Source organism: Hydrogenophaga sp. L99 (assembly GCF_058731905.1).
In genome coordinates this window covers 677,142-700,060 of sequence record NZ_CM178972.1, presented here as the reverse complement: position 1 = coordinate 700,060, position 22,919 = coordinate 677,142, and the positions used below count along the sequence as shown (strand labels likewise).

Below are 22,919 nucleotides of genomic sequence, written 5' to 3'. Positions count from 1 at the left end.
ACCATGACCGCTCTGCACCACATTCCCCACCGCACCAAACCCCTGCCACCGCTGCGCGTGGGCATCGGCGGCCCCGTGGGCTCCGGCAAAACCACCCTGCTTGAAATGCTGTGCAAAGCCATGCGCGATCGCTACGACCTGATCGCCATCACCAACGACATCTACACCAAGGAAGACCAGCGCCTGCTCACCGTCAGCGGCGCGCTGCCGGCCGATCGCATCATGGGCGTGGAAACCGGTGGCTGCCCGCACACCGCCATCCGCGAAGACTGCTCGATCAACCTGGAGGCCATCGACCGCATGCTGGGCGAGCACCCCAACGCCGACATCGTGTTTGTGGAGTCCGGCGGCGACAACCTGGCCGCCACCTTCAGCCCCGAGTTGAGCGACCTCACCATCTACGTGATCGACGTGGCCGCGGGTGAAAAAATTCCGCGCAAGGGCGGCCCGGGCATCACCAAGAGCGACCTCTTCGTCATCAACAAAACCGACCTGGCCCCCCACGTAGGCGCCGACCTGGAGGTAATGAAGGCCGACACCGCCCGCATGCGCCCCGACAGCGCGCGCCGCCCCTGGGTGATGACCAACCTGAAAACCCAGGCTGGCGTGGCCGAGGTGGTGCGCTTCATCGAAACGCGGGGCATGCTGCGGACAGAAGCCGGCGCGCTGTGAACAGGCCGGCACGCTCAGGCTAAAATAAGCGCCTTGTGCAGCCGCATCCGGAGACTTGGGTGAGCGGTTTAAACCAGCAGTCTTGAAAACTGCCGACCCGCAAGGGTCCGTGAGTTCGAATCTCACAGTCTCCGCCACCTGCACAGGCAACCAGCGGCTTCCAGGCCGCTTTTTTGTTGCCGCTGCACCCAACACGGCTCGCGCTCAGCCAGCCCCACAAGCCCAGCCACCATGACCACCGACGCCGCCGACGAGCCCATTCACGAAGCCCGCTTGTGGAGCGATGGCGACTGGACCGCGCGCGTCATCAACAACGATGACGACGATGGCTGGGCGGTGGCGATGTTTCTGGCGGGCGAGTCCGAGCCCGCCCTGGTGGGGCCCTGGACCATGGGGCGCGACAAAAAGAACCCCAAGCCGCTCGACACCGCGGCCTTCAACACGCTGGTGAAAACGGCCAAAGAAGTGATTCGCCGCTCTGAGCAGCAGCGCCACGCGGAGCTGAACAAAAACGTGACCGTGACGGTGGACGGCAACCGTGTGCGGGTGGCGCTGGCCATCGTGCCCGACGAAGAAGGTGCCACCGCCAGCCTGACCGCGCTGGACGGGTTCGATGAAGAACTGGCCCGCGTGCCGGTGCCGCCCAGCTTCAAGCTGACGCTGGACAGTGCCCAAGCCTGGGTGGCTTCTGGCTACCAGCGGCCCCGTTGAAACCCAGCCCCATTCCCAGCGACACCGACCCCAACCCACAGAAAGCACCCACATGATTGATGGTTTGATTGCCGGCCGCCTGATGGGTGACGCCTCGCGGCGCACGGACAAAATGGGGCGCGGGTACACCGTGGCCCGGGTGCTGGCACGCAACAAGGCAGACGAAGAATTCATCGTCAACGTGATTGCGTTTGACGACGCGGCCTGCGCGGCCCTGCTGGCGCTGGCCGATGGCGATGCGCTGAGCCTGACGGGCTCGCTCACGCCCAAGGTGTGGACGGACAAACAAGGCATCACCCGCCCCAGCCTGGACCTGGTGGCCACGCAGGTGCTGACGGCCTACCACGCGGGGCGCAAGCAGGCGGCCCTAGGCACGAACGACACCGACCCCGATTGAACCGCGCAACGCCGGTTGGATTGGTGTGTGCTGACCAGCGTTTTTCAGCGCACCGCGGCCAGCATTGAGCGCGCTCAATCAACAACGCCAGGGCCGCGGCAAGATACCCTGAACCGGCGGCGATGGAATGTGAGTCCCATCGTCAACGGTCAGATGGGGATTCCCCGCGAGGGGGTTGCTGTGGTGTTCCGACACCACGGTGGATGAAGGCACCCTCAGACCGGCGTAGCCCTCACAGGCGATGCCGGGGGCCTTCACCGGGGCCCGTCATCCATCGCGGTTGACGGGCTTTTTTTGTAGCGCAACCTTTTCAGCCGTGTGGTCTGCCCGCGTTCTGCGCCGTCTGACCCGAATCGCTCAGCCGGTGCCAGCGCTTGACCTCGCCCAAAAAGCGGGTGAGGGCCAGGGCATGTTGACGTTGCACCACCTGGCGTTCCGTCAGCGCGAGCCGTGCCACGGCGGGCTGTTTGCAGAGGCGCTCCATGCTGTCCATCACCCGCTCTTGGCCCGAGCCGCCATAGGTGCAAAACAGCGCGATCTGTGCGCAGCGGCGCCCGTAGCGGTGCAAAAAGCTGCGCACCGGGCTGGACATGTTCCAGAACCACACCGGCGTACCCACCATGACGAGGTCGTAGTCTTGTGGCCGGCACAGGTCCAACTCGATCAGCGGGCGCGTATCCAGCAGGGCCTCCCAGGCACTGCGCAGATACCCCACGGCGCCACGGCGATCGGTCGGGTCGTGGATGCACACCAGATCGGCCCGGCAGCGCCGTGCAATTTGCTCCGCCACAAATGCGGTGTGGCCGCTGCGCGAGTAATAGACCACCAAAATGCGTTTCATCGCGCGCCTCCCAAAATAAGCCTGCCCCCTTGTGCCGCGCGGCAAATCACTTCACCAGCAGCACCGGCACAGGCGCCATGTGCACCACCCGCAAAGCCACCGAGCCCATGAGCAAACTGCCCAGCGCGCCCATGCCGCGTGTGCCCATGGCAATCTGGTCGACGCCAGCCGCCTGGGCGACACGCACTATTTCCTGGGCCACCAGGCCTTCGGGGTTGTAACTGGCGCCCACCACCAGGCCGTTGGCGGTGGCCAGGCGCGTGGCTTCGTTGAGCGTGCGTGCCTGCTGTGCGCGCAAAGCGGCGTCAATCTGTTCCCGCGAGTCGGGCGACCATTCGCCGTCCAGCAGCGGGGTTCTCACATTCACCAGCGACACCGCCACCTGGACCTGTTCTCGCGCCATTCGGGCCACGGCTTCAATGGCGTGGTGGGCGGGCACCGAACCATCCACAGCGATCAAAATTTTTAAGGCAACGCTGAACAAGCGGTCGATCCAGCGACCCGTTGCCTCCTGATTGCGCCATGCGAGAAGCAAGGTCAAATCAAGTGGATTTCGTACCGTTTCAGGGCCATTTCGACCTTGTGCACGCGTTTGGCGTGCGCTGCAGACGCACTCATCCCATGAGGCGCTGACGCGCCAGGTAGATGTTGGCCAATCCCAGCGCCACGAACGAGCGCGTGGCGTTCTTGGCCAGCCCCCGGTAGCGCACCTTGGCAAAGCCCCACAGCCGCTTGACCACTGCAAAGACGTGTTCGACCCGCGCCCGGATTCTGGACTTGTTGCGGTTCTTCGAGCGTTCGGCTTCATCGACTTCACCGCCCTTGCGCACGCGCTGGTTGGTGAAGTCTTTGGCCTTGGGCGCCCTGGAAGCGATCAGCGTCTTCTGGCTAGCGTAGGCGCTGTCGCCGTACACGCGCTGCTCGTTGCCGTGCAGCAAATCGGGCAGCGGGTGTTTGTCGTGCATGTTGGCCGCTGTCACCACGGCGCTGTGCGCCAGCCCGCTGCGACTGTCCACGCCGATGTGCATCTTCATCCCGAAATACCACTGCTGACCCTTCTTGGTCTGGTGCATCTCGGGGTCACGTTGCTTGTCTGCGTTTTTGGTCGAGCTCGGTGCGCCGATGATGGTGGCGTCCACGATGGTGCCGGTACCGACCTTCATGCCCTGCGCCTGCAGCACCTCTCCCACTTTGGCAAACAAGGCCTCGCCCAGTTGGTGCGTCTCCAGCAAGCGGCGAAACTTCAGCAGCGTGGTCGCATCGGGCACGCGCTCGCGCCCGAGGTCTATGCCGACAAAGCGCCGCAGCGCGGTGCTGTCGAGTAGCGCATCCTCGCAGGCCTCATCGGCCAGGTTGAACCAGTGCTGCACGAAGTACATGCGCAGCATACGCTCGAGCCCGATCGGTGGACGCCCGTTGCCGGCCTTGGGGTAGTGAGGCTCGATCACCGCGCACAACGCCTGCCAGGGCACGATCTGCTGCATCGTGGCCAGGAAGGTATCGCGCCTGGTCGGCCTGCGGTAAGGCTCAAAACCTTCAGCTTGATCGGCGGCCATGGCAAGGGTTTGCTGTTTCATCTTCATCTGCCTGTTCGTCTGTACTGCAACGGTACAGGTAAACACCACGCTCGAGCAGTACTTAATCAGCGTTGCCTTAACATGGAGAACCTTTCGCAGCCACCGCCAAAGCCCCATGCAAACACCTGCTTTGGGACCAACCCGACACAAGGCCTGGCCCCAGCTTAATGAGCCGGTTGCCTGCGCTGTTGAGCGGACTCAATGGTGCCAAGCGCAGCGGGCCGCAACAGCGTTCGGCACAAGACAAAACCGCGAGCTCAAATGGGCACCAGGTGGGCCAGCACCGCACCGTGCCCAATGGGCTCACCATGGCCCACCACAATCTGCTCCACCACACCCGCGTGTGGGGCAGTGATGTCCAGCGTCTGGTGCAGCAACCGCGCTTGCGCCAGCAACTGCCCGGCGTTCACATGCTCGCCCTCGGACACCACCCAACGCTCCAGGCGGGCTTGGTCACCGGCCTCCATCGACTCCCACAGCCGGGGGTCCAACACCACTGCGTGCATAAACACTCCTGAGCAGGCGGGGCTACCGCACCACCTGAAAACGCCACACGTCGTGACTTGAACGAAATTGTGTCGCCACCCCAGACGCCCGACCGGCGGATTCCCTGCACCCTGTTGAGCCGCCTCAAGCCATGACCAGGAAAACCGAGGCCGCACGCTGACACACCCCTGCCCCAAGGTTTTCGCCCAGGCACTACAGTTCAGCCCTCACCCTTGGAGACCCTCTATGACCCGCCCCGTGCTCGACGAAACCCACCTGCACCCCGCCATCCGGCAGAGGGTGGCTGAACTCCACAGCGATGTGATCCAACAGGTGCAAACGGCCATCAACATCCACCCGGTGGTGGTGGTGGGCATGAACGGCAACCCCTTTGTGCGCAAGGCCCGCAAATCCCTGGCGTCGGCCGGCATCGCCCACGGCTACCTGGCGTTTGGCGGCTATGCGTCGCAATGGCGGCGGCGCAACGCGTTGAAGATGTGGACCGGCTGGCCCACATTTCCCATGGTGTTTGCGCGCGGCATGCTCATTGGCGGAGCCCAAGAGCTGGAACAGTGCATCGCTTCTGGCGAGCTCCAGAGGCTGCTGGCACCATGAACCGCGCCGCCAGCAAGCCACCCCGGGCCGAGCTTTGGCACTGCGACGTGGGCAGCGCCAACGTGGCGGTGGTTGACATCCCGGGCGCGCTGGACCGGCGCCGGACCTTTGACATCGACGTGACCCTGGTGGTGCGGGTGCCCGCCGAGGCTGCAGAGCCCTGGCACGAACTGCGCGTGGAACTCGACGGCAAACAGCAATGGCTACGCCGCATTGCCAGCCACAGCCCAGGCCACACCGACGGACTGGACTACCACTGCCGCGTCCAGCTGGAAACCGGGCGGTCGCTGCGCATCCGCGCGGCGGCCGGGGTGAAGGGGTCCAGCGTGCAACAGCTCTGTATCGAAGCGCGGGAAGATCTCTAGGAGCCTGCGCGGCTGAAGGCATCGTAGCGAAACGGGTGGGAAAAGAGCCCAATTTGGTCCTGCTTTTGAGGACTGTGGCCGTCGCCACAGCCGGAAAAACAGGGGCGAAGTGGGACTTTCCTCCATCCGTTCCAGCCGATGCGCTTCTGCCGCGCAGGCTCCTAGCTCGCCTGGTCTGCTCACTTGGCCCAGGCGCGCAGAAAAGTGACTCTGCACACCGCAGGCACCCACACATCTCATATTTTTATCGTTTAAAACTGCAAAAAAAGGTGAATTTGTTTGTAAAAAGTTCCGATAAGAGTTCTTTAGACCTCACCTCAAGAGCCAAACGACCGGGGTGCATCATCCGGCCATCTAAAGCTCGCGGGCCAACTGCCGATACAGCCTACACATAGGACGACCGGGTATTTCCCCGTTCGGTATTGGTTCGCAACATGCAGAAAGCTTCACCTCCCGCGAGCAACCCCCTGCTGGTCCTGCTGGACCTGATCAACAGCCCCCTGCTGCTGTTCAGCGACGATGGCCATGTGGTCTTTGCCAACCAGGCTGCCAAACAGCTGGACAGCCGCCCCGCACTGGTGCTGGGCAGCGACCCCCACGTGCGCGAGCTGGTCAAGGCCATCGCGCAGGGAAAAATCGTCACCCACAACGAGCTGCGTGTGGAAGCGCTGTCCGACAACGGCATCGCCCAGCTGCTGTGCCGCTGCGCACCCAAACCCATTGCGGGCCTGGTGGCCATGGCGGTGACCGCCGAAGCACCGACCGCTGAAGCCGACCCCGCCGAGAGCGCCTTGGTGGCTCCCGTGGCCGACCAGCGACTGTCTTTGCAACAGATCATGGAGCTCTTGCGCAGCGAACTGCTGCCCCCCGTGCAGGACGTGCTGACCCACACCCGCAGCACGCCTATCCCGGAGCCCATGCTCGGCTTGAAAGACAGCCTGCTGGGCCTGACCGAGCGCCTCGACCGCCTGGTGGACCTGGTGGACGTGTTTGGTGAAGATGTGCTCATTGGCGACGAACGCATGATGATGGTGGACCTGGTGCGCAGCACCTGCATGGAACTCTCGCCGCTCATCCGCAGCAAGGGCGTGTCCATTGTGTTCAATGGCGACAAGGACGATCTGCCACCCATTTACGGCAGTGGCCGCCTGATCCGACGCGCCCTGCTCGAATGCATCCACAACGCGGTGCTGCACGCCCGGTCCGAAATCAACCCGTCCCAGCAAGTGGGTGTGGAAATCGGTTTTCGCGCCTCTGGCCAGCACCTTCTGGTCAGCATCGTCAACATGGGCGCTTTGTCGGCCGCCGCCCTCAACCGGCACGCCGCTTCCCTCTTCAAACCTGCTGCGCTGGACAACGGCAAACCCGACACCGCACCTCCTGTGATGCGCATCGGATTGCCACTGGCCCAGCGCATTTTGCAACTTCATGGCGGACGCTTGCGAGTCGAGCAGGAATCCGACCAGGAACTCAACGTGATGCTCGAACTCCCCACCGGCGCTCCGCGCCGAAGCACCCACCACCTCGATATGCTGCAAGCCCAAATTTACGCGGAAGACCTCTCGAAACTCTTGGCCCGAGGCCGCAACCGGAGCGCTGCATGACCGCCCGCATTCTCATCGTCGATGACCAGCCGGACATCCGAAAGCTCATTCGCCTCACGCTGCAACACCTGGACGATGCCGAGGTGTTTGAAGCCGAAAACGGCAGCGAAGGCTGGCGCATGGCGCAAGACCTCAAGCCCGGCGTGATGCTGCTCGACGTGATGATGCCGGGCGAACTCGATGGTTACCAGGTCTGCGACAAGGTCAAAAAACACCCCGAACTCAAAAACACCACCAAAGTGGTGCTGCTCACCGCCCGGGCCCAGAAGGAAGACCTGGAGCAGGGCAGCAAAGTGGGTTGCGACGCCTACCTGACCAAGGCCTTCAGCCCCCTGAAGCTGCTGGACTTGGTGGACAACATGCTGGGGCGCAGCTGATGGCCCGTGGTGCCTTCAGCACCTGTTCTTGGGTGCGCGCATGGGGTCTGGGCCTGGCCGCGCTGCCGCTGGTGTTGGCCGCGCAAACCCGTACCGCAGCGCCGGTGCTCTCCATGGGCGTGGTGCCGGTGTTTTCCAGCGCCGAACTCCACAAGCGCGCCCATCCTCTGGCCGTTTCCCTGGCCACGGCCTGCGGCCAGCCGGTGCAGTTGGCCTTGTCCCGCTCGACGGCCGAATTTGAAGCGCAGCTCAAAAAGGGCAAATTCGACCTTGTCTTTTTGAATCCGTACCACATGGTGACCGCGCACAAGGCCCAGGGCTACCTGCCGCTGGTCCGCGAGGGCAAGCAACCCTTCAAGGGCGTCCTGGTGGTGCGCGATGACAGCCCCGTGCGCCACGTGTCCGATCTGGAAGGCAAGACCGTCGCATTTCCATCACCCAACGCCTTGGCAGCATCGCTTTACATGCGCGCCTTGCTGGAGCGGGAGCACAAGGTCCAGGTCAAGGTGCAATACGCCCGAACGCACAGCAACAGCTACCGCCAGGTCATCGTGGGTGAAGCCGATGCCGCAAGCGGTGCCAGCTACACGCTGGGCATTGAGCCACGCCACATTGCTGAGCGCCTGCGGGTCATTTACGAAACACCCCAGATTGCACCGCACCCGCTGGCAGCACACCCCCGGGTGCCTTCGGCCGTGCGCAGTTGCATCCAGCAGACGCTGCTGAACGCTCCGCCCGACAGCCCGCTTCAAGCGCAGCTGGACCAAGCGCTGATACCCAACCCCGTGGCCACCACCTACGCCCGGGATTACCAGCCGCTGGAAAAGCTGGCGCTGGAAAGCTACGTGGTCAACGAACCGTTCGCAGAGAGAAAACCGCTGTGAAAACACTGTGGCACAAGACTTTGCGGTGGCCCGGGCGGTTTTTTTCCCAGCGCTCGCTGAAAACCCAAATGCTCTGGCTGGTGATGGGCGTCACCTTGGTGGCCGGCTCGTTGATCGGTGTGGTTTCTTACCAGCGCAGCGTCGAAGAAACCGAGGTGGAAAGCCGCGAATGGGCCATGGCCATCGCTCAGCTGGTGGCACATTCCAGCGCGACCCCGTTGCTGGACCGCGACTTCGCCGCGCTGGAAAGCGTGTTGCAGGAAATCGCCAGCTTGCCGGGGGTGCAGGCCATCCACGTGGTGCGCCCGGGTGGGAGGGTGGCCCTGCGTGTGCTGAGCCAGCCCACTGGCGGGCCTCTGTCCATTTTCCCGACCGACCAGGACGATACACCTCCCGGCAGTCCGTTCTCTGTCGAAGACGGTCATGTTCACGCTTACGCCAGCCTGCTCACGCGCGATCACCGCGACCCCATTGGCGCTTTGGACTATGGGAGCTACTTGAATGAAGGCTGGGCCGAGGTGGTCTTCAGCTACGACGCACGCTTGGAACGGGCACAGCATGGCTGGCTGATAGGCGCCATGGCCGCGCTGGGCCTGGTGGTGCTGGGTCTCTGGTTCTTCCTGCTGTTTTTGCGCCGTGCCATCAAGCCCTTGAGCGAACTGGCGCGATTTTCAACCGCCATGGCAGCGCAGCCGGGCGAACAGCTGCGCATGCGCTGGGGCAGCCGCGAAGTGCGCGAGCTGGGCCGTGCGCTCAACTGGTCGTCCCAGGAACTGGCCACACAAATGGCCAGCACCCAGCAGCGACTCTCCCGCCTGCACGCCATTCTGGACACCGCTGCCGACGCCATCATTGGTGTCAGCCCGGCGGGCCTGATCGACAGCGTCAACCCGGCCGCCGAGCGCATGTTTGGGCGGCCCGCCGAGGAGGTCCGGGGCCAGCCGCTGGAGTCCTTTCTTATCGGCCTGAACTGCGAAGGCCTGCAACAGACCATGGACGGCGGCATGCTGATCCACAGCACGCAAAGCCGCATTGGCCGCACCGAGATCAACGCCTTGCGCCACGGGGGCACCGAGTTCCCTGTGGAGGTGCTGCTGGGCGAGATTCAAAACGACCCCGAAATCCGGTACACCTGCATCGTGCGCGACCTGAGCGACACCAAGCTGGCCGAGGAATACCTGACGCTCTACAGCCGTGCCGTGGACTGCACCATCAACGGCATCATGATCAGCGACGCACGCCGCTACCCCCAGCCGCTGGTGTACGTGAACCCGGCGTTCAAACGCATCACCGGCTATGCGCCGCACGAGGTGCTGGGGCGCTTCAGCAGCATTCTGGAAGGACCCTTGACCGACAAGGACGACCTGGCGCTGCTGGCCCGCACGCTGCAGGAAGGCCGCGAGGTGAGCCTGACCCTGAAAAATTACCGCAAGGACGGTAGCCTGTTCCACAACAAGCTGTCGGTGTCACCGGTGAAGGACGCGCAAGGCACTATTACCCATTACATCAATGTCATTGAAGACGTGAGTGGCCAGATTGAAGTCAAGCAAAAACTGATTGAGCGCACCGCCCGGCTCAACGCCACCTTTGACCTGAGCCCCGACGGCTTTGCCGTCTTTGACTCAAAGGGCGAGCTGATCAACAGCAACCCGGCATTCCGGGGCATGGTGGGGGACATTCCCGCCTGGTGTTCGCTGCAGCGGTTTGACGTGTGGTTCAAAAACCTGTGCGAAGACTTCGACAACTACCGCTCCATCACCGAAACCTGGAACGACCGCACCACCGACATCATCAAGCTGGCGCGCCCCACCTTCAAGGTGCTGGAGCGCGAGATTCGCCGCAACCTGGGCGGCAGCGGCGAGACGATTCTGTACTTTCGCGACGTGACGCACCAGACCGAGGTGGACCGCATGAAAAGCGAGTTTCTGGCCACCGCTGCCCACGAACTGCGCACGCCGCTGGCCAGCATTCTGGGCTTCACCGAGTTGATGCTGCACCGCAAATTCACCGAAGAAAAGCAACGCGACCTGCTGGAGACGGTGCACCGCCAAGGCTCGCTGCTGTCCAACCTGATTCAAGAGCTGCTGGACCTGTCCCGCATCGAAGCGCGCCAGGGCAAAGACTTCCACATCGTGGCCACGCCCGTGGCCGACATTTTGGGTGAAGCGATACGCGGCATCGCCAACCCCGACCTGGGCCGCACGGTCAGCCAGGGCCCGATGCCCGATCTACAGGTGATGGCGGACGCCGAAAAAATACAGCAAGCGCTGACCAACTTGCTCAGCAATGCGTTCAAGTATTCCCCAGGCGGCGCCCAGGTGAGCGTGGACATCAGCCAGGAAAACCGCAGCGATGTCCCGTTTGTGGCCATTCATGTGCGGGACAAAGGCATGGGCATGAGCCAGGATCAGCTGGCCCGTGCCTTTGAGCGCTTCTACCGGGCCGACGCATCGGGCAACATCCCCGGCACCGGCCTGGGTCTGAACCTGGTGCGGGAAATCGCCGAAATCCATGGCGGCAGTGTCGAGCTGAACAGCCAGTCGGGGCAAGGCACCGTGGCCACGCTGCGGCTGCGGCTGGCCTGAGGTTTCAGTCCGGCAAAAACAGACTCTGCAAATCGCTCAAAAAGTCAAATCCGCGCTCGGTGGGCCACACGCGCTGGGCATCCCGCTCCAGCAGCCCCTGCTGCACGGCACGGCTCAAGCCCCGCTCAATCGCGGAAAGCGGCAGGCCGGTCCGGTCCAGAAAGTCCTGCAACTCGAAACCCGCCTTCAGCCGCAGGCTGTTGAGCATGAATTCAAAAGGCAGGTCGGCCCTGGCCACCTCGTCGGCACTCACCACCGCATCGCCCGCCAGCGCACGTTCCATGTACAGGCGCGGCTCGCGCACCCGCACCGGGCGCACCACACGGTGGGCAAAGCTCAGCTTGCTGTGGGCGCCGGCGCCTATGCCCAGGTAGTCGCCAAACTGCCAGTAGTTCAGGTTGTGCCAGCAACGGTGTCCGTCGCGGGCATAGGCTGAAATTTCGTAACGCGCCAACCCGGCCTCGGCCGTCAGCTCGGTGATACGGTCCAGCATGGCGTAGGCATCGTCGTCCGGCGGCAGCGCGGGCGGGTACTTGGCAAAGTAGGTGTTGGGTTCGAGCGTGAGGTGGTAGATGGAAATGTGCGGCGGCTTGAACGCCAGGGCGGTACGCATGTCGGTTTCGCAGTCGGCCAGCGTCTGCCCCGGCAGCGCGTACATGATGTCCAGGTTGAAGGTGTCAAACGCTTGCGCGGCCTCTTCCACCGCCGCCATGGCCTGGGCACGGTCGTGCACACGGCCCAGCGCCTTCAGGTGCGCATCGTTGAAGCTTTGCACACCGATGGACAAGCGCGTGACCCCCGCCTGGCGAAACGCGCGAAAACGGTCTTTTTCAAACGTGCCCGGGTTGGCCTCCAGGGTGATCTCGGCATCGGCGTCCAGCCGCACGCGCGCACGCACATCGGCCAGCAGCTGGTCGATAGCGGCCGGCGAAAACAGGCTGGGCGTGCCGCCACCGATGAAAACGCTGTGCACCGAGCGACCCCAGATCAGCGGCAACGACGCCTCCAGATCGGCCCGCAAGGCGTCCAGGTAACGCTGCTCGGGCATTGCCTGGCCGGGCTCAGCCGTGGCGCTCCATTCGTGCGAGTTGAAGTCGCAATAAGGGCACTTTTTCAGGCACCACGGCAGGTGGATGTACAGCGAGAGCGGCGGCAGGCTGCGCAGTTGTAGCGTGCCGGGGCGCATCCAGTGGCGAATATCGTTCACCGGCACCGCGCTGGCAGGTGCCGCAGCCGGAGCCAGGCCACCGGGCCACGACATGGGGACACCGTTGCCCTGGCTCATGCGTGGGCCGGCGGTTCAGACAACCAGCGCTCACGCATCAGCGCCAGCATCTGCTGCGCCGCTTTGCCGCGGTGGCTGTTGGCGTTTTTCACTTCGGTGGGCAGCTGCGCAAAGGTTTTGTCAAATTGCGGGAGGTACATCACCGGATCAAAACCAAACCCGTTGTCGCCAATGGGCTGCTCGGTGATCAGCCCTGGCGCACGGCCCATGGCCACCAGGGGCTCGGGGTCGTCTGCGCTGCGCAGCGCCACCAGTGTGCTCACCAGCGCAGCGCGGCGGTCGGTCTTGCCAGCCATTTGCTCCAGCAAGGCGCGCACATTGTTGTCGTCGCCCTTGGCATAACCGAACTGCGTCGCGTAGTACGCGGTGTCTACCCCAGGCAACCCACCAAAAGCCTCCACACACAGGCCGGCGTCGTCGGCCAGGGCGGGCAAGCCGCTCACGCGCGCTGCGTGCCGCGCCTTGGCCAGCGCGTTTTCAATGAACGTGCAGTGCGGCTCGGGCGCCTCGGGTATGCCCAGATCCGACTGGCGCACCAGCTCCACCCCGAGCGGGGCAAAAAGCGCCTGCAATTCAGCGAGCTTGCCCGCGTTGTTCGAAGCCAAAACAAGTTTCATGGACACAGGCCGCAACAGAAATTTAAACCAGACCCAGCGCCTGCCGCTGCAGCGCCACCAGCTCACCCACACCTTTTTCAGCCAGCTCCAACAAGGCGTCCATTTCGCGGCGGCTAAAAGCCACCCCTTCGGCCGTGCCCTGCACTTCCACGAAATGTCCGGCACCGGTCATCACCACGTTCATGTCGGTGTCGCAAGCCGAGTCTTCGACGTACTCCAGATCGAGCAATGGCGTGCCTTGCAAAATGCCCACCGAAATGGCGGCCACATGGTCCTTGATGGGCGAGGTGGCGATTTTTCCGTCCGCCAACAGGCGCGACACCGCATCGTGCGCGGCCACAAAGGCCCCGGTGATGCTGGCGGTGCGCGTACCGCCGTCGGCCTGCAACACATCGCAATCGAGCGAAATGGTGCGCTCGCCCAATGCCTTCAGATCAAACACGGCGCGCATGGAGCGGCCAATCAGGCGCTGAATCTCTTGCGTGCGCCCGCTCTGCTTGCCCTTGGCGGCTTCGCGATCGCTGCGGGTGTGGGTGGCGCGCGGCAGCATGCCGTATTCGGCGGTCACCCAGCCCTCACCGCTGCCGCGTTTGTGCGGCGGCACTTTCTCTTCCACCGATGCGGTGCACAGCACCTTGGTTTCACCAAACTCAATCAGCACCGAGCCCTCGGCGTGGATGGTGAAACCGCGGGTGATCTTCACCGGGCGCAGGGCATTGGCGGCTCGGTGGCCGGGACGTGTGGAAACAGTCATGAAAACCTCAGTGGCGGTTGCTTAAAAGTGGGTGGGGCTGGCGCGCAAGGGACGCAAGTCCAGGTCATGGCAAAAGTGGCTTTGCCGGGCCGCTCGCGTTACCCCCTAGGGGAGTGACGCCGCAGGCGGCACAAGTCCCATAACCGATCAAGAATTTTTTTCGGCGGTGCGCCGTATCGCTTCGTTGATTTCAGCGATCGAGCGCTCGATCGCCTCGTCGTCCATGTCTTCAATGGTCGGGTCTGGCACACCCGACTGGATGGTGGAGGCAAACACGCCGTCTTCAATGTCCTCGGTGGACACCCGGGTGGTCTGAAATTCCTCGGCCGTCTCCCACTCCATGGCGAGCACGGTCACGTTGTCGCAGCGAGGGCCCCCGCGCTTCAACGCCATTTCCACCAGCTCGGGCACCGCTTGCTCCAGCGGGCGCTTGGCCAGCTCAGACGCGATTTCGTGGTCCTTTACCGTGCCCCACAAACCGTCGGAACACAGCAGCACGCGGTCGCCCTGCTGCAGCGGCAGCGGGCCCGACAGGTCAAACACGGGCTTGGCCGGTGAACCCAGACAAGTGAACAGGATGTTGCGGTTGATGTGCTGCGTGGCACGGCCCAGATGGGCCTGCTGCTCCATGTAGGAATGGTCGCGCGTGCGGGTCAGCAGCTCACCGTCGCGCACGATGTACAGCCGCGAATCACCGCAATGCACCCAGTGCATGGTGTTGCGCTCCATCACCGCAGCCACCAGCGTGGTGCGCGGTGTGTCCAGCATGCCTTTTTCGGAGGCGTAACGAATGATCTGGTGGTGCGCCGCCATGAGCGCGCTGGACAAAAATTCGGGCACTTCCCGCACAGTGGGGTTGGCCGCCTTTTGGAAATACGCAGAAAAGGTTTGCAGCGCGAGCTGGGCTGCCATGGCGCCCTCGGGGTGCCCACCCATGCCGTCAGCCAGCACAAACAACCCCGACTCCCGCGTGTAGGCGTAGCCCATGCGGTCTTCGTTGCGCTCACGCCCGCCCTGGCGGCTGATCTGATAGACCGAAAATTTCATCGAAACTTGGTCCCGACACCCGTCTTGCGCGCTGACTTCTTGTTGTCCGACACGATGTTGTCAAACTGCAGACGCATTTTCTCGGCCACGGTGAGCTTGGTGTAGCTGCGCTCGGTTTCGCGGCTCAGCTCTTTCTGCAGCGCAAACACCGACTGGGGACGAGACAGCGGATCGAGAGACATGCACCATTCGACCACCTCGATCAGGTTGTCGGAATAGACGCCGCGCAGACGGGAGAGCGCAAGCGACAGGCGGTCCTTTTCCAGACGCTGCGGTGCGTCGTTGGGCGGATAACCCTGCATGCTGGCGTAAATGCAGGCACCAATGGCATAGATGTCGGTCCAGGGGCCCATGCTGGAATCGCGCCGGTACATTTCGGGCGCTGCGAAGCCGGGGGTGTACATCGGGCGGATGAAGTTGCCCTCTTTGCTCAGCACCTCGCGGGCTGCACCAAAGTCGATCAGCACGGAGCGGTTGTCGTCCGTGACAAAAATGTTGGCCGGCTTGATGTCCAGGTGCAGCATCTTGTGCTGGTGCACGATGCGCAAGCCCCGCAGCACTTCGTCGTAGAGCGACCGGATGGTCGATTCCCGAAACACCTTTTGCTTCTTGAGTTCGCGCGCGGTGATGATGAATTCCTGCAGGGACGCGCCCTCCAGGTAGTTCATGACCATGTAAACGGTCTCGTTTTCTCGGAAGAAATTCAGCACGCTCACCACCGAGGCGTGCGAGATCTGGGCCAAAGCCCGGCCTTCTTCAAAGAAGCTCTTGAGGCCCAGCCGGTAGAGCGACAGTTTTTCAGGTTGCACCTGCGGGAGCAGCTCGCCGGGGCCGCGCGTGGCCAGGGATGAGGGCAGGTATTCTTTCACCGCCACCTGCTGGCCTTCGGTGTCCACCGCCAGGTACACCACGCCGAATCCACCGGCCGCCAATTTGCGCACGATGCGGTAGCCACCAATCACGGTATCGGGTGGCAGCGGGGCGGGTTTGACCTTTGACATAATTCGGATGGGTTCCGGAACGCCTCGTTTTGGCCCAAACAACTTGATGGGACACAGTTCAATGGCAGTTTACAGCATGACCGGCTACGCCACGGCCCAAACAGGCGGGCCCTCTGCCGCGAATGCCACAGAGCCCGCACGCGAGGCCAAGCCCGGTCTGGGAATCGAAATTCGCTCGGTCAACAGCCGCTTTCTCGACCTCACCTTCAAGCTCCCCGACGACCTGCGTGCGTCGGAACCCGCCATCCGGGAACTGCTGACCTCAACCCTCAAACGGGGCAAAGTGGAGGTGCGCGCCTGGGTCGAGGGCCGGGCCGATGCAGGACCCCGCGCGCCCAGCGCCCAGGAGCTGCAAAAGCTGCTGAGTCTGCAAGACAACATCCGCGCCTGGCTGCCCACCGCCGCGCCACTGTCGGTGGCCGAGGTGCTGCAACTGACCTCGCGCCAGCAAGGCAACATGGGCGAACTGCACGAAACCCTGGTGGGGCTGGCGCAAACCGGCCTGGACGGCCTGCGGGCCGCGCGCGAACGTGAGGGCAAACGCCTGGCCGAGATGCTGCTGGACCGCCTGAAACAGCTGCGCCAGCTGGCCAAAGACGCACAGCCCCTGATCCCCCAGCTGGTGGCCCAGCAGCGCCAGCGTTTCATTGACCGATGGAACGAGGCGCTCGGCGCTTCTGCCGCGGCAGCGCCAGGCGCCGCAGCCTCCGGCACGCTGGGCAACGCCATCACCAGCGACATGGCCAAAGACCGGGCGCTCACCGAAGCCACGGCCTTCGCCATTCGCATCGATGTGGCCGAAGAACTGACCCGCCTGGACTCGCACCTGGCCGAGATCGAGCGCCTGATCAAAAAAGGGGCCGACGTCGGCAAGCGGCTGGACTTCCTGATCCAGGAATTGCACCGCGAAGCCAACACCCTGGGATCGAAATCGTCCAACCTGGAACTGACACGCATTTCGGTGGACATGAAGGTGCTGATCGAACAAATGCGCGAGCAAGTCCAGAACATCGAATGAAGGCCTGACCCTCTCACGGTACCGCTGCGCGGACCGTGACCCCAACACCAAGCACCTACCTTTATGGAATACCCCGGAAATCTCTTTGTTGTTGCGGCACCCAGTGGGGCCGGCAAGTCCAGCTTGGTCAAGGCCTTGATGGAGCTGGACTCGCGCGTTGTGCCGTCCGTTTCTCACACCACCCGTCCGCCACGCGGGCAGGAACTGCATGGCCGCGAGTACTACTTCGTGTCCAAGGAAACCTTTGACCAAATGGTCATCCAAGGCGCGTTCCTTGAATGGGCCATGGTGCATGGCAACCGCTACGGCACATCGAAACAAGCCATCGAGCAGCGCATGGCCCAGGGCGCTGATGTGGTGCTGGAAATCGACTTCCAGGGCGCTATTCAGGTCAAGCGGATCTTTCCGAACGCGGTGCTCGTGTTCATATTGCCGCCCAGCTGGGAAGAGCTGCGCTCGCGGCTGGAGCGGCGTGCCGAAGACAGTGCCGAGGTGATTGAGCTGCGCCTGCAAAACGCGGCTACCGAGATGGGGCACGCACGGGAGTTCGACTTCGTTATAATTAATGAGTTGTTCGAGCGGGCTTTGTTTGATCTCAAAGCCATCGTCCATGCCCAGCGGCTCAAGTTCGCCGCCCAACGTATCGCCCGCAGCGACACGTTCCGCGCGCTCAACATCCACTGACCCACCGCACATTTCCCGAAAGCCCGCCCATGGCACGCATCACCGTCGAAGATTGTCTGGAAAAAATCCCCAACCGCTTTCAGCTCGTGCTGGCCGCCACATACCGCGCCCGCATGCTGAGCCAAGGGCATGCCCCCAAGATCGAAAGCAAAAACAAACCCGGCGTGACCGCGCTGCGCGAAATTGCCGAAGGCAAAGTTGGCTTGGAAATGCTGAAAAAAGTCCCGCTCTGAACGCTGACTTTTGGAACAGAAAAACACCGCTTTGCGGTGTTTTTTTTTCGTCCTGCCTTCATCTGTTCACAGCCATCATCCAAGCGCGCCTGCCGTGGTTTTCGGGCACCCGGCGCAGTGACAGCAAACCCGGCCATCTCAGGCTAAAGTACAGGGATGATCACCGTGCCCGATTCAGAGCCCACCACAGCCCAAGCCCACCCAGCGGACAGCGCCGCCGCGGCCAGCTTTGCGGCCTTGCTCGGCAAACTGGATTATCTGTCGCCAGCCGACGTTGAAAGCATCCGCCAGGCCTACCGTTTTGCAGACGAAGCGCATCTGGGCCAGTTGCGGAAAAATGGCGATCCCTACATCACCCACCCCATTGCGGTGGCGGCGCAGTGCACCGAATGGAAGTTGGACGCCCAGGCCTTGATGGCCGCTTTGATGCACGACGCCATCGAAGACTGTGGCGTGACCAAACAGGACCTGGCCGAGCGGTTTGGCGCACCCGTAGCCGACTTGGTGGACGGCTTGACCAAGCTGGAAAAGCTGGAATTTGACACGCGCGAGCAAAACCAGGCCGAATCCTTTCGCAAGATGCTGCTGGCCATGGCCAAGGATGTGCGGGTCATTTTGATCAAGCTGGCCGACCGCACCCACAACATGCGCACCATGGGTGACATGCCGCGCAGCAAATGGGAGCGCATCAGCAGCGAAACACTGGAAATTTACGCCCCCATTGCCCACCGCCTCGGCCTGAACTTCACCTACCGCGAGCTGCAAGACCTGGCGTTCCGGTTCTTGCACCCGTGGCGCTACGAGGTGCTTTCCAAGGCGCTGAACAAGTCACGCCACCGCCGCCGCGACCTGATTGCCCGCGTGCAGCTGGAAGTGGAAGCCGAATTTGCTCGCCATGGCATGCCCGTGCGCATCATGGGTCGCGAAAAAACGCTGTATTCCGTCTACCGCAAGATGGACAACAAGCACCTGTCCTTCTCGCAGGTGACGGACATTTACGGCTTTCGCATCGTTGTGCCTGAGTTGACCGACTGCTACACCGGCATGGGCATCCTGCACCAGCTGTACAAGCCGGTGCCCGGCAAGTTTCGCGACTATGTGGCGATTCCCAAAGTCAATGGCTACCAATCGCTGCACACCACGCTGATCGGTCCTTTTGGCACCAACATCGAGTTCCAGCTGCGCACCCACGCGATGGACGTGGTGGCCGAGTCTGGCGTGGCGGCCCACTGGCTCTACAAGGCCAGCGAGCCCAACAGCGACACATCGCAGCGCCTGGGCACGCAATGGCTGCAATCGCTGCTGGACATCCAGCAGGAAACGCACGACGCCTCGGAATTCTGGGACCACATCAAGATCGACCTTTTCCCCGATGCGGTGTATGTGTTCACACCCAAGAGCAAGATCATGGCACTGCCGCGTGGCGCGACCGTCATGGACTTTGCCTACGCCATTCACAGCGGGGTGGGCAACCGCGCCGTGGCGGCGCGCATCAACGGCGAACAGCGGCCCTTGCGCACCGAGCTCAACAACGGTGACGTGGTGGAAATCGTCACGGATGAGAAGGCCGAACCGAACCCCGCCTGGCTGTCCTTCGTGAAAACCGGGCGTGCGCGCTCCAAGATACGCCACCACCTCAAGACGGTGGCGCAAGAAAAGTCCAATGAACTGGGCGAACGCATGCTGGGCCAGGCGCTGCGCTCGGAGGGCATTGCCACCCTGCCCAGCGAAGACGGCGAATACAAAGCCACCTGGGAAAAACTGCTGCGCTTCACGGGCAACAAAACGCGCGACGAGCTGATGGCCGACATTGGCATGGGCAAGCGCATTGCCAGCATGGTGGGCAAAAAGCTGGCCGTGTTGCTGTCTGAAACCGGGCTCAAGCCCGATGCGCTGCTGATCAGCACCGAACGCTATGCCAGCGGTCAGGACGAATCAGCATCCCAAGGCGTGGTCACACTCGACGGCAGCGAAGGCTTGTCGGTGCAATACGCCGCATGCTGCAAACCCATCCCCGGCGACCGCATCGTGGGCTACCTGGGCCGCGGTGAAGGCCTGGTGGTGCACGCCGAAGAATGCCCGACGGGCAAACGCCTGCTGTTGCGCGACAGCGAGCGATTTCTGGAAGTTGAATGGGCCGACGAAACGGTTCGCTCGTTTGAGACCCTGGTGGTGGTGACCGTGACCAACGGCAAAGGCGTGCTGGCCCGCGTGGCGTCTGCCATTGCATCGGCCGAGGCCGACATCACCCACGTCGATATGGGTGACGAGCCGGCGCAGACCGCCACCGACATCCGGTTCACCATCGCGGTGCGTGATAGGGTTCACCTGGCTGACGTGCTGCGCAGCCTCAAACGCACGCCTTCGGTGTTGAAAGCGCAGCGCCACAGACCTGCCAAGGCCTGAACACAGCAGAGCATTCAGCTTGCGGGTTGGTGAGCCGGGTACCGAACCGCCAGCACTTCAAGCTCTTGCGCACCACCCGGCACCGCCAGGCGCACCACTTCACCCACGCGGGCCTTGGTCAGCGCTCGCGCCACGGGTGACACCCAGCTGATTTCTCCACGGGCGCTTTCGACCTCGTCAACACCCAAAATGGTGATGGTCGTCTCCACGCCGCTTTCGTCGGCGTATGTCACGGTTGCTCCAAAAAACACCTGATCGCCGCCATGGTGCACCGAGGCGTCTACCACCTCGGCTATTTCCAGCCGCTGGGTCAAAAAACGGATGCGCCGATCAATCTCGCGCAAACGCTTCTTGCCATACAGGTAATCGCCGTTTTCCGAGCGGTCACCGTTGCTGGCCGCCCAATGCACGATCTCCACCATTTTCGGACGCTCTTCGTCGATCAAGGTGAAGAGCTCGGAGCGCAGGCGCTCGTAACCGGCGCGGGTGATGTAATTTTTCCCTGTGGGCAGGGGCGCAACCACGGGCAGATCGTCGTCTTCGTCCTGATCGGATTCGCGGGTAAAAGCCTTGCTCATGGGGTCGCTATCGGGTGGGGATGTTTGGGCGTGTGGATCGCCATCAAAAAGCCCGCACCGCAGGGTGCAAGGCCGGCTGATGGCGATGGTCATCAACGCGCGAAAAAAAAGCCGCTCCGAAGAGCGGCTTTTTTGGGCAAAACCAAGGGCACTGGGTGCCCTAGGCTTTACGCGCCCAGCTTTTCCTTGATACGTGCCGACTTGCCGCTGCGCTCGCGCAGGTAGTACAGCTTGGCACGGCGCACAGCACCACGGCGCTTGACTTCGATCTTGGCGATCAGCGGGCTGTACAGCGGGAACGTACGCTCCACGCCTTCACCGTTGGAGATCTTGCGCACGATGAAGCTGGAGTTCAGGCCACGGTTGCGGCGGGCAACCACCACGCCTTCGTAGGCCTGCAAACGCTTGCGGGTGCCTTCAACCACGTTCACGCTGACGATCACGGTGTCGCCAGGTGCAAACGGGGGAATGACTTTGTTCAAACGAGCAATTTCTTCTTGCTCAAGGGTCTGGATGAGGTTCATGGTTTCCTGATTTCACGATCATGCCCGCGCTGCACTAAAGGCCACAAATCCGGCAGGGGCCCTGTCCATGTGCCACAAACGGGTTTGTGTCAGATGCGGGCTGGCCCGGTTACGGCGGCCGGTCAGAGGATCGAAAAGCCTTGGATTATAGCCTGCCCGGCTCGCTGCGCAGCGCGCGCAGACATTTTTCATCGGCAGCGGTGAGTGCACCCCGCTCCCGCGCCTGCGCCAAAAGATCGGGCCGCAGGCGCGCTGTGAGCATCAGGCTTTGCTCGCGGCGGTAGCGCGCAATGCGCTCATGGTGGCCGCCGAGCAGCACCTCGGGCACGGTGACCGCTCCGTTCGGGCCCTCCCACGTCTCTGGGCGGGTGTGGTGCGGGCTGTCCAGCAAGCCATCCAGCGCAGGGTTGAAACTGTCTTGCTGGTGGCTGCCTTCGTCGTTCAACACCCCGGGCTGCAGGCGGGCTACCGCATCCAGCAGTGCCATGGCCGCAATTTCACCGCCCGACAACACAAAGTCACCCAGACTGATCTGCACGTCGACACAGGCATCAATGAAACGCTGGTCAATGCCTTCGTAACGGCCGCACACCAGCACCGCCCCCGTGCTCTGTGACCAGCTCTCCACCGCCGCGTGGTCGAGCCGATCACCGATGGGTGAAAACAGCAGCACAGGAGCCTGGGTTGGGGGGGGCTCGGCACGCTCGGCGCGCACCGCCTGCAAGCATTGCCAGAGCGGCTCGGCCATCATCACCATGCCGGGGCCACCGCCAAACGGACGGTCATCCACCCGGCGGTAATTGCCTTCGGCAAAATCCCGTGGGTTCCACAAACGCACCTCGACCAGGCCAGACTCAAACGCACGGCGGTTGATGCCGCAGGTCAAAAACGGGGCAAACAGCTCGGGGAAAAGGGTGATGACGTCGAATCGCATGGCGGTTATTGTCGCGCTCGCAGCGTTGACGTGGACAGGGCAAAAATGTCACTGGCTGCAACCACCTGGCAGCCATCACAACTGAGCGATCGCGACGCTCGGCAACGTTGCGTTTAGTAGTCCAGTTGCCAGTCCACCGTGATGCGGCGGGTGGACTGATCCACATTGTCCACATAGGCAGACACGAACGGGATCATGCGTTCGGCGATGCGCTCGGCACCGTCAACCGTTTCGGTGTATTCGAGCACCAGCACCGAATTGGGGCCGGTGGTGAGCAGGTCGCGCACGATGCCCATGTGCACGCCTTCGCGGTTGACCACATCGAGACCAATGAGGTCAACCCAGTAGTACTCGCCTTCTGGCGTGGCCGGAAAAGCACTGCGGGGCACATAAATGCGCACGCCTTTGAGCGCTTCGGCCGCGTTGCGGTCGTCCACGCCTTCGATGCGGGCCACCACGCCGTCGGCATGGATCTTGATCTCGGCGATCTTGACGGTGACGCAGCCGGAAAACGCCGAAAAGCCGCGCGCGAAGCGGGCTTCGGGCGGCTGCAAAAACCATTCGGTCGAGGCAAACAGCGCTTCGGTATCGGCGCTGTGCGGCAGGATGTGAAGCCAGCCTTTAAGGCCCCACGCCTCCTGGAATCGGCCGAGCTCGATGGCGTCGACCGGCAGGGAAGACGCCTTGAAGACGCCAGACGTGGGATCGCTCACGGGAGTCGCAG

26 protein-coding genes and 1 tRNA gene are annotated in these 22,919 nt (G+C 62.9%); 14 read left to right on the top strand and 13 right to left on the bottom strand.

Annotated features, from left to right (window positions below):
• Window positions 1–3: 3 nt before the first annotated feature.
• The 4 genes from ureG to AC4QBL_RS03385 all read left to right on the top strand — a co-directional run bounded on the left by ureG (window position 4) and on the right by AC4QBL_RS03385 (window position 1,780).
• Window positions 4–672 carry an urease accessory protein UreG gene (gene ureG, locus AC4QBL_RS03400; RefSeq protein ID WP_472906486.1) on the top strand — a complete coding sequence of 223 codons (669 nt, stop codon included), beginning with the start codon at window positions 4–6 and terminating at the stop codon, window positions 670–672.
• A 49-nt stretch (window positions 673–721) separates the two neighbouring features.
• A tRNA-Ser gene (locus AC4QBL_RS03395) sits at window positions 722–809 on the top strand.
• Window positions 810–903: 94 nt separating this feature from the next.
• Window positions 904–1,383, top strand: a complete 480-nt coding sequence (locus tag AC4QBL_RS03390; RefSeq protein WP_472899577.1) for a hypothetical protein — start codon at window positions 904–906, stop codon at window positions 1,381–1,383.
• A 52-nt stretch (window positions 1,384–1,435) separates the two neighbouring features.
• Window positions 1,436–1,780: a single-stranded DNA-binding protein gene (locus AC4QBL_RS03385; RefSeq protein WP_472906485.1), complete on the top strand. Its 345-nt coding sequence runs from the start codon at window positions 1,436–1,438 to the stop codon at window positions 1,778–1,780.
• Between the two features lie 310 nt (window positions 1,781–2,090).
• Here the strand turns inward: AC4QBL_RS03385 and AC4QBL_RS03380 are convergent, their stop codons facing one another.
• From AC4QBL_RS03380 to AC4QBL_RS03365, 4 genes are all read right to left on the bottom strand, one after another.
• Window positions 2,091–2,621, bottom strand: coding sequence for a flavodoxin family protein (locus tag AC4QBL_RS03380; RefSeq protein ID WP_472906484.1), 531 nt, complete (start codon window positions 2,619–2,621; stop codon window positions 2,091–2,093).
• Between the two features lie 46 nt (window positions 2,622–2,667).
• A complete protein-coding gene (locus AC4QBL_RS03375; RefSeq protein ID WP_472906483.1) occupies window positions 2,668–3,105 on the bottom strand; it encodes a universal stress protein in 438 nt (145 codons plus the stop codon).
• Between the two features lie 130 nt (window positions 3,106–3,235).
• Window positions 3,236–4,198, bottom strand: coding sequence for an IS5 family transposase (locus AC4QBL_RS03370; protein ID WP_472900628.1), 963 nt, complete (start codon window positions 4,196–4,198; stop codon window positions 3,236–3,238).
• Between the two features lie 257 nt (window positions 4,199–4,455).
• The gene (locus AC4QBL_RS03365) at window positions 4,456–4,704 is read right to left on the bottom strand and encodes a lipoyl domain-containing protein (RefSeq protein ID WP_472899581.1); all 249 of its coding nucleotides are present in this window, start codon (window positions 4,702–4,704) and stop codon (window positions 4,456–4,458) included.
• 226 nt (window positions 4,705–4,930) lie between these two features.
• Here AC4QBL_RS03365 and AC4QBL_RS03360 point away from each other — a divergent pair, with 226 nt between their 5' ends.
• The 6 genes from AC4QBL_RS03360 to AC4QBL_RS03335 all read left to right on the top strand — a co-directional run bounded on the left by AC4QBL_RS03360 (window position 4,931) and on the right by AC4QBL_RS03335 (window position 11,114).
• Entirely contained in the window at window positions 4,931–5,299 is a 369-nt protein-coding gene (locus AC4QBL_RS03360) for a glutaredoxin family protein (protein WP_472908334.1), read from the top strand.
• Complete coding sequence (locus AC4QBL_RS03355) at window positions 5,296–5,664, top strand: hypothetical protein (RefSeq protein ID WP_472908333.1); 369 nt, start codon at window positions 5,296–5,298, stop codon at window positions 5,662–5,664. Before AC4QBL_RS03360 ends, AC4QBL_RS03355 begins: the two co-directional genes overlap by 4 nt.
• 434 nt (window positions 5,665–6,098) lie before the next feature.
• Window positions 6,099–7,268: a histidine kinase gene (locus AC4QBL_RS03350; protein ID WP_472908332.1), complete on the top strand. Its 1,170-nt coding sequence runs from the start codon at window positions 6,099–6,101 to the stop codon at window positions 7,266–7,268.
• Window positions 7,265–7,645, top strand: coding sequence for a response regulator (locus AC4QBL_RS03345; RefSeq protein WP_472899585.1), 381 nt, complete (start codon window positions 7,265–7,267; stop codon window positions 7,643–7,645). Before AC4QBL_RS03350 ends, AC4QBL_RS03345 begins: the two co-directional genes overlap by 4 nt.
• Entirely contained in the window at window positions 7,645–8,529 is an 885-nt protein-coding gene (locus tag AC4QBL_RS03340; RefSeq protein ID WP_472899586.1) for a phosphate/phosphite/phosphonate ABC transporter substrate-binding protein, read from the top strand. Before AC4QBL_RS03345 ends, AC4QBL_RS03340 begins: the two co-directional genes overlap by 1 nt.
• Window positions 8,530–8,597: 68 nt before the next feature.
• Window positions 8,598–11,114, top strand: a complete 2,517-nt coding sequence (locus tag AC4QBL_RS03335) for a sensor histidine kinase (RefSeq protein WP_472908331.1) — start codon at window positions 8,598–8,600, stop codon at window positions 11,112–11,114.
• Window positions 11,115–11,118: 4 nt separating this feature from the next.
• On the opposite strand, the gene hemW is transcribed toward AC4QBL_RS03335, so the two are convergent.
• The 5 genes from hemW to AC4QBL_RS03310 all read right to left on the bottom strand — a co-directional run bounded on the left by hemW (window position 11,119) and on the right by AC4QBL_RS03310 (window position 15,818).
• Window positions 11,119–12,375, bottom strand: a complete 1,257-nt coding sequence (gene hemW, locus AC4QBL_RS03330) for a radical SAM family heme chaperone HemW (protein WP_472908335.1) — start codon at window positions 12,373–12,375, stop codon at window positions 11,119–11,121.
• 20 nt (window positions 12,376–12,395) lie between these two features.
• Complete coding sequence (gene rdgB, locus AC4QBL_RS03325; protein ID WP_472899589.1) at window positions 12,396–13,016, bottom strand: RdgB/HAM1 family non-canonical purine NTP pyrophosphatase; 621 nt, start codon at window positions 13,014–13,016, stop codon at window positions 12,396–12,398.
• A 22-nt stretch (window positions 13,017–13,038) separates the two neighbouring features.
• Entirely contained in the window at window positions 13,039–13,770 is a 732-nt protein-coding gene (gene rph / locus AC4QBL_RS03320; protein ID WP_472899590.1) for a ribonuclease PH, read from the bottom strand.
• Window positions 13,771–13,917: 147 nt separating this feature from the next.
• Window positions 13,918–14,817: a PP2C family protein-serine/threonine phosphatase gene (locus AC4QBL_RS03315; RefSeq protein WP_472899591.1), complete on the bottom strand. Its 900-nt coding sequence runs from the start codon at window positions 14,815–14,817 to the stop codon at window positions 13,918–13,920.
• The gene (locus tag AC4QBL_RS03310) at window positions 14,814–15,818 is read right to left on the bottom strand and encodes a serine/threonine protein kinase (RefSeq protein ID WP_439113969.1); all 1,005 of its coding nucleotides are present in this window, start codon (window positions 15,816–15,818) and stop codon (window positions 14,814–14,816) included. Before AC4QBL_RS03310 ends, AC4QBL_RS03315 begins: the two co-directional genes overlap by 4 nt.
• A gap of 61 nt (window positions 15,819–15,879) precedes the next feature.
• Here AC4QBL_RS03310 and AC4QBL_RS03305 point away from each other — a divergent pair, with 61 nt between their 5' ends.
• From AC4QBL_RS03305 to AC4QBL_RS03290, 4 genes are all read left to right on the top strand, one after another.
• Entirely contained in the window at window positions 15,880–16,836 is a 957-nt protein-coding gene (locus AC4QBL_RS03305; protein ID WP_472908330.1) for a YicC family protein, read from the top strand.
• Between the two features lie 63 nt (window positions 16,837–16,899).
• Window positions 16,900–17,520 carry a guanylate kinase gene (gmk, locus tag AC4QBL_RS03300; RefSeq protein ID WP_304835173.1) on the top strand — a complete coding sequence of 207 codons (621 nt, stop codon included), beginning with the start codon at window positions 16,900–16,902 and terminating at the stop codon, window positions 17,518–17,520.
• A gap of 29 nt (window positions 17,521–17,549) precedes the next feature.
• The gene (gene rpoZ, locus AC4QBL_RS03295; RefSeq protein WP_069047262.1) at window positions 17,550–17,753 is read left to right on the top strand and encodes a DNA-directed RNA polymerase subunit omega; all 204 of its coding nucleotides are present in this window, start codon (window positions 17,550–17,552) and stop codon (window positions 17,751–17,753) included.
• A gap of 156 nt (window positions 17,754–17,909) precedes the next feature.
• Window positions 17,910–20,159 carry a RelA/SpoT family protein gene (locus AC4QBL_RS03290; RefSeq protein WP_472899593.1) on the top strand — a complete coding sequence of 750 codons (2,250 nt, stop codon included), beginning with the start codon at window positions 17,910–17,912 and terminating at the stop codon, window positions 20,157–20,159.
• A gap of 14 nt (window positions 20,160–20,173) precedes the next feature.
• Here AC4QBL_RS03290 and greB read toward each other — a convergent pair whose 3' ends face one another.
• The 4 genes from greB to rimM all read right to left on the bottom strand — a co-directional run bounded on the left by greB (window position 20,174) and on the right by rimM (window position 22,908).
• The gene (greB, locus tag AC4QBL_RS03285; RefSeq protein WP_472908328.1) at window positions 20,174–20,737 is read right to left on the bottom strand and encodes a transcription elongation factor GreB; all 564 of its coding nucleotides are present in this window, start codon (window positions 20,735–20,737) and stop codon (window positions 20,174–20,176) included.
• 167 nt (window positions 20,738–20,904) lie between these two features.
• Window positions 20,905–21,261, bottom strand: coding sequence for a 50S ribosomal protein L19 (rplS, locus tag AC4QBL_RS03280; protein WP_472908327.1), 357 nt, complete (start codon window positions 21,259–21,261; stop codon window positions 20,905–20,907).
• Window positions 21,262–21,406: 145 nt separating this feature from the next.
• On the bottom strand, window positions 21,407–22,195 hold the full coding sequence (trmD, locus tag AC4QBL_RS03275) for a tRNA (guanosine(37)-N1)-methyltransferase TrmD (protein WP_472908326.1): 789 nt from the start codon (window positions 22,193–22,195) through the stop codon (window positions 21,407–21,409).
• A 113-nt stretch (window positions 22,196–22,308) separates the two neighbouring features.
• Window positions 22,309–22,908: a ribosome maturation factor RimM gene (gene rimM, locus AC4QBL_RS03270; RefSeq protein ID WP_472899596.1), complete on the bottom strand. Its 600-nt coding sequence runs from the start codon at window positions 22,906–22,908 to the stop codon at window positions 22,309–22,311.
• Window positions 22,909–22,919 lie beyond the last annotated feature (11 nt).

Excerpts from the sequence above, each read along its gene's own strand:
- ureG (WP_472906486.1), top strand. The coding sequence starts at position 4 with ATGACCGCTCTGCACCACATTCCCCACCGCACCAAACCCCTGCCACCG.
- AC4QBL_RS03390 (WP_472899577.1), top strand. The coding sequence starts at position 904 with ATGACCACCGACGCCGCCGACGAGCCCATTCACGAAGCCCGCTTGTGG.
- AC4QBL_RS03385 (WP_472906485.1), top strand. The coding sequence starts at position 1,436 with ATGATTGATGGTTTGATTGCCGGCCGCCTGATGGGTGACGCCTCGCGG.
- AC4QBL_RS03380 (WP_472906484.1), bottom strand. The coding sequence starts at position 2,621 with ATGAAACGCATTTTGGTGGTCTATTACTCGCGCAGCGGCCACACCGCA.
- AC4QBL_RS03370 (WP_472900628.1), bottom strand. The coding sequence starts at position 4,198 with ATGAAACAGCAAACCCTTGCCATGGCCGCCGATCAAGCTGAAGGTTTT.
- AC4QBL_RS03365 (WP_472899581.1), bottom strand. The coding sequence starts at position 4,704 with ATGCACGCAGTGGTGTTGGACCCCCGGCTGTGGGAGTCGATGGAGGCC.
- AC4QBL_RS03360 (WP_472908334.1), top strand. The coding sequence starts at position 4,931 with ATGACCCGCCCCGTGCTCGACGAAACCCACCTGCACCCCGCCATCCGG.
- AC4QBL_RS03355 (WP_472908333.1), top strand. The coding sequence starts at position 5,296 with ATGAACCGCGCCGCCAGCAAGCCACCCCGGGCCGAGCTTTGGCACTGC.
- AC4QBL_RS03350 (WP_472908332.1), top strand. The coding sequence starts at position 6,099 with ATGCAGAAAGCTTCACCTCCCGCGAGCAACCCCCTGCTGGTCCTGCTG.
- AC4QBL_RS03345 (WP_472899585.1), top strand. The coding sequence starts at position 7,265 with ATGACCGCCCGCATTCTCATCGTCGATGACCAGCCGGACATCCGAAAG.
- AC4QBL_RS03340 (WP_472899586.1), top strand. The coding sequence starts at position 7,645 with ATGGCCCGTGGTGCCTTCAGCACCTGTTCTTGGGTGCGCGCATGGGGT.
- AC4QBL_RS03335 (WP_472908331.1), top strand. The coding sequence starts at position 8,598 with ATGCTCTGGCTGGTGATGGGCGTCACCTTGGTGGCCGGCTCGTTGATC.
- hemW (WP_472908335.1), bottom strand. The coding sequence starts at position 12,375 with ATGTCGTGGCCCGGTGGCCTGGCTCCGGCTGCGGCACCTGCCAGCGCG.
- rdgB (WP_472899589.1), bottom strand. The coding sequence starts at position 13,016 with ATGAAACTTGTTTTGGCTTCGAACAACGCGGGCAAGCTCGCTGAATTG.
- rph (WP_472899590.1), bottom strand. The coding sequence starts at position 13,770 with ATGACTGTTTCCACACGTCCCGGCCACCGAGCCGCCAATGCCCTGCGC.
- AC4QBL_RS03315 (WP_472899591.1), bottom strand. The coding sequence starts at position 14,817 with ATGAAATTTTCGGTCTATCAGATCAGCCGCCAGGGCGGGCGTGAGCGC.
- AC4QBL_RS03310 (WP_439113969.1), bottom strand. The coding sequence starts at position 15,818 with ATGTCAAAGGTCAAACCCGCCCCGCTGCCACCCGATACCGTGATTGGT.
- AC4QBL_RS03305 (WP_472908330.1), top strand. The coding sequence starts at position 15,880 with ATGGCAGTTTACAGCATGACCGGCTACGCCACGGCCCAAACAGGCGGG.
- gmk (WP_304835173.1), top strand. The coding sequence starts at position 16,900 with ATGGAATACCCCGGAAATCTCTTTGTTGTTGCGGCACCCAGTGGGGCC.
- rpoZ (WP_069047262.1), top strand. The coding sequence starts at position 17,550 with ATGGCACGCATCACCGTCGAAGATTGTCTGGAAAAAATCCCCAACCGC.
- AC4QBL_RS03290 (WP_472899593.1), top strand. The coding sequence starts at position 17,910 with ATGATCACCGTGCCCGATTCAGAGCCCACCACAGCCCAAGCCCACCCA.
- greB (WP_472908328.1), bottom strand. The coding sequence starts at position 20,737 with ATGAGCAAGGCTTTTACCCGCGAATCCGATCAGGACGAAGACGACGAT.
- rplS (WP_472908327.1), bottom strand. The coding sequence starts at position 21,261 with ATGAACCTCATCCAGACCCTTGAGCAAGAAGAAATTGCTCGTTTGAAC.
- trmD (WP_472908326.1), bottom strand. The coding sequence starts at position 22,195 with ATGCGATTCGACGTCATCACCCTTTTCCCCGAGCTGTTTGCCCCGTTT.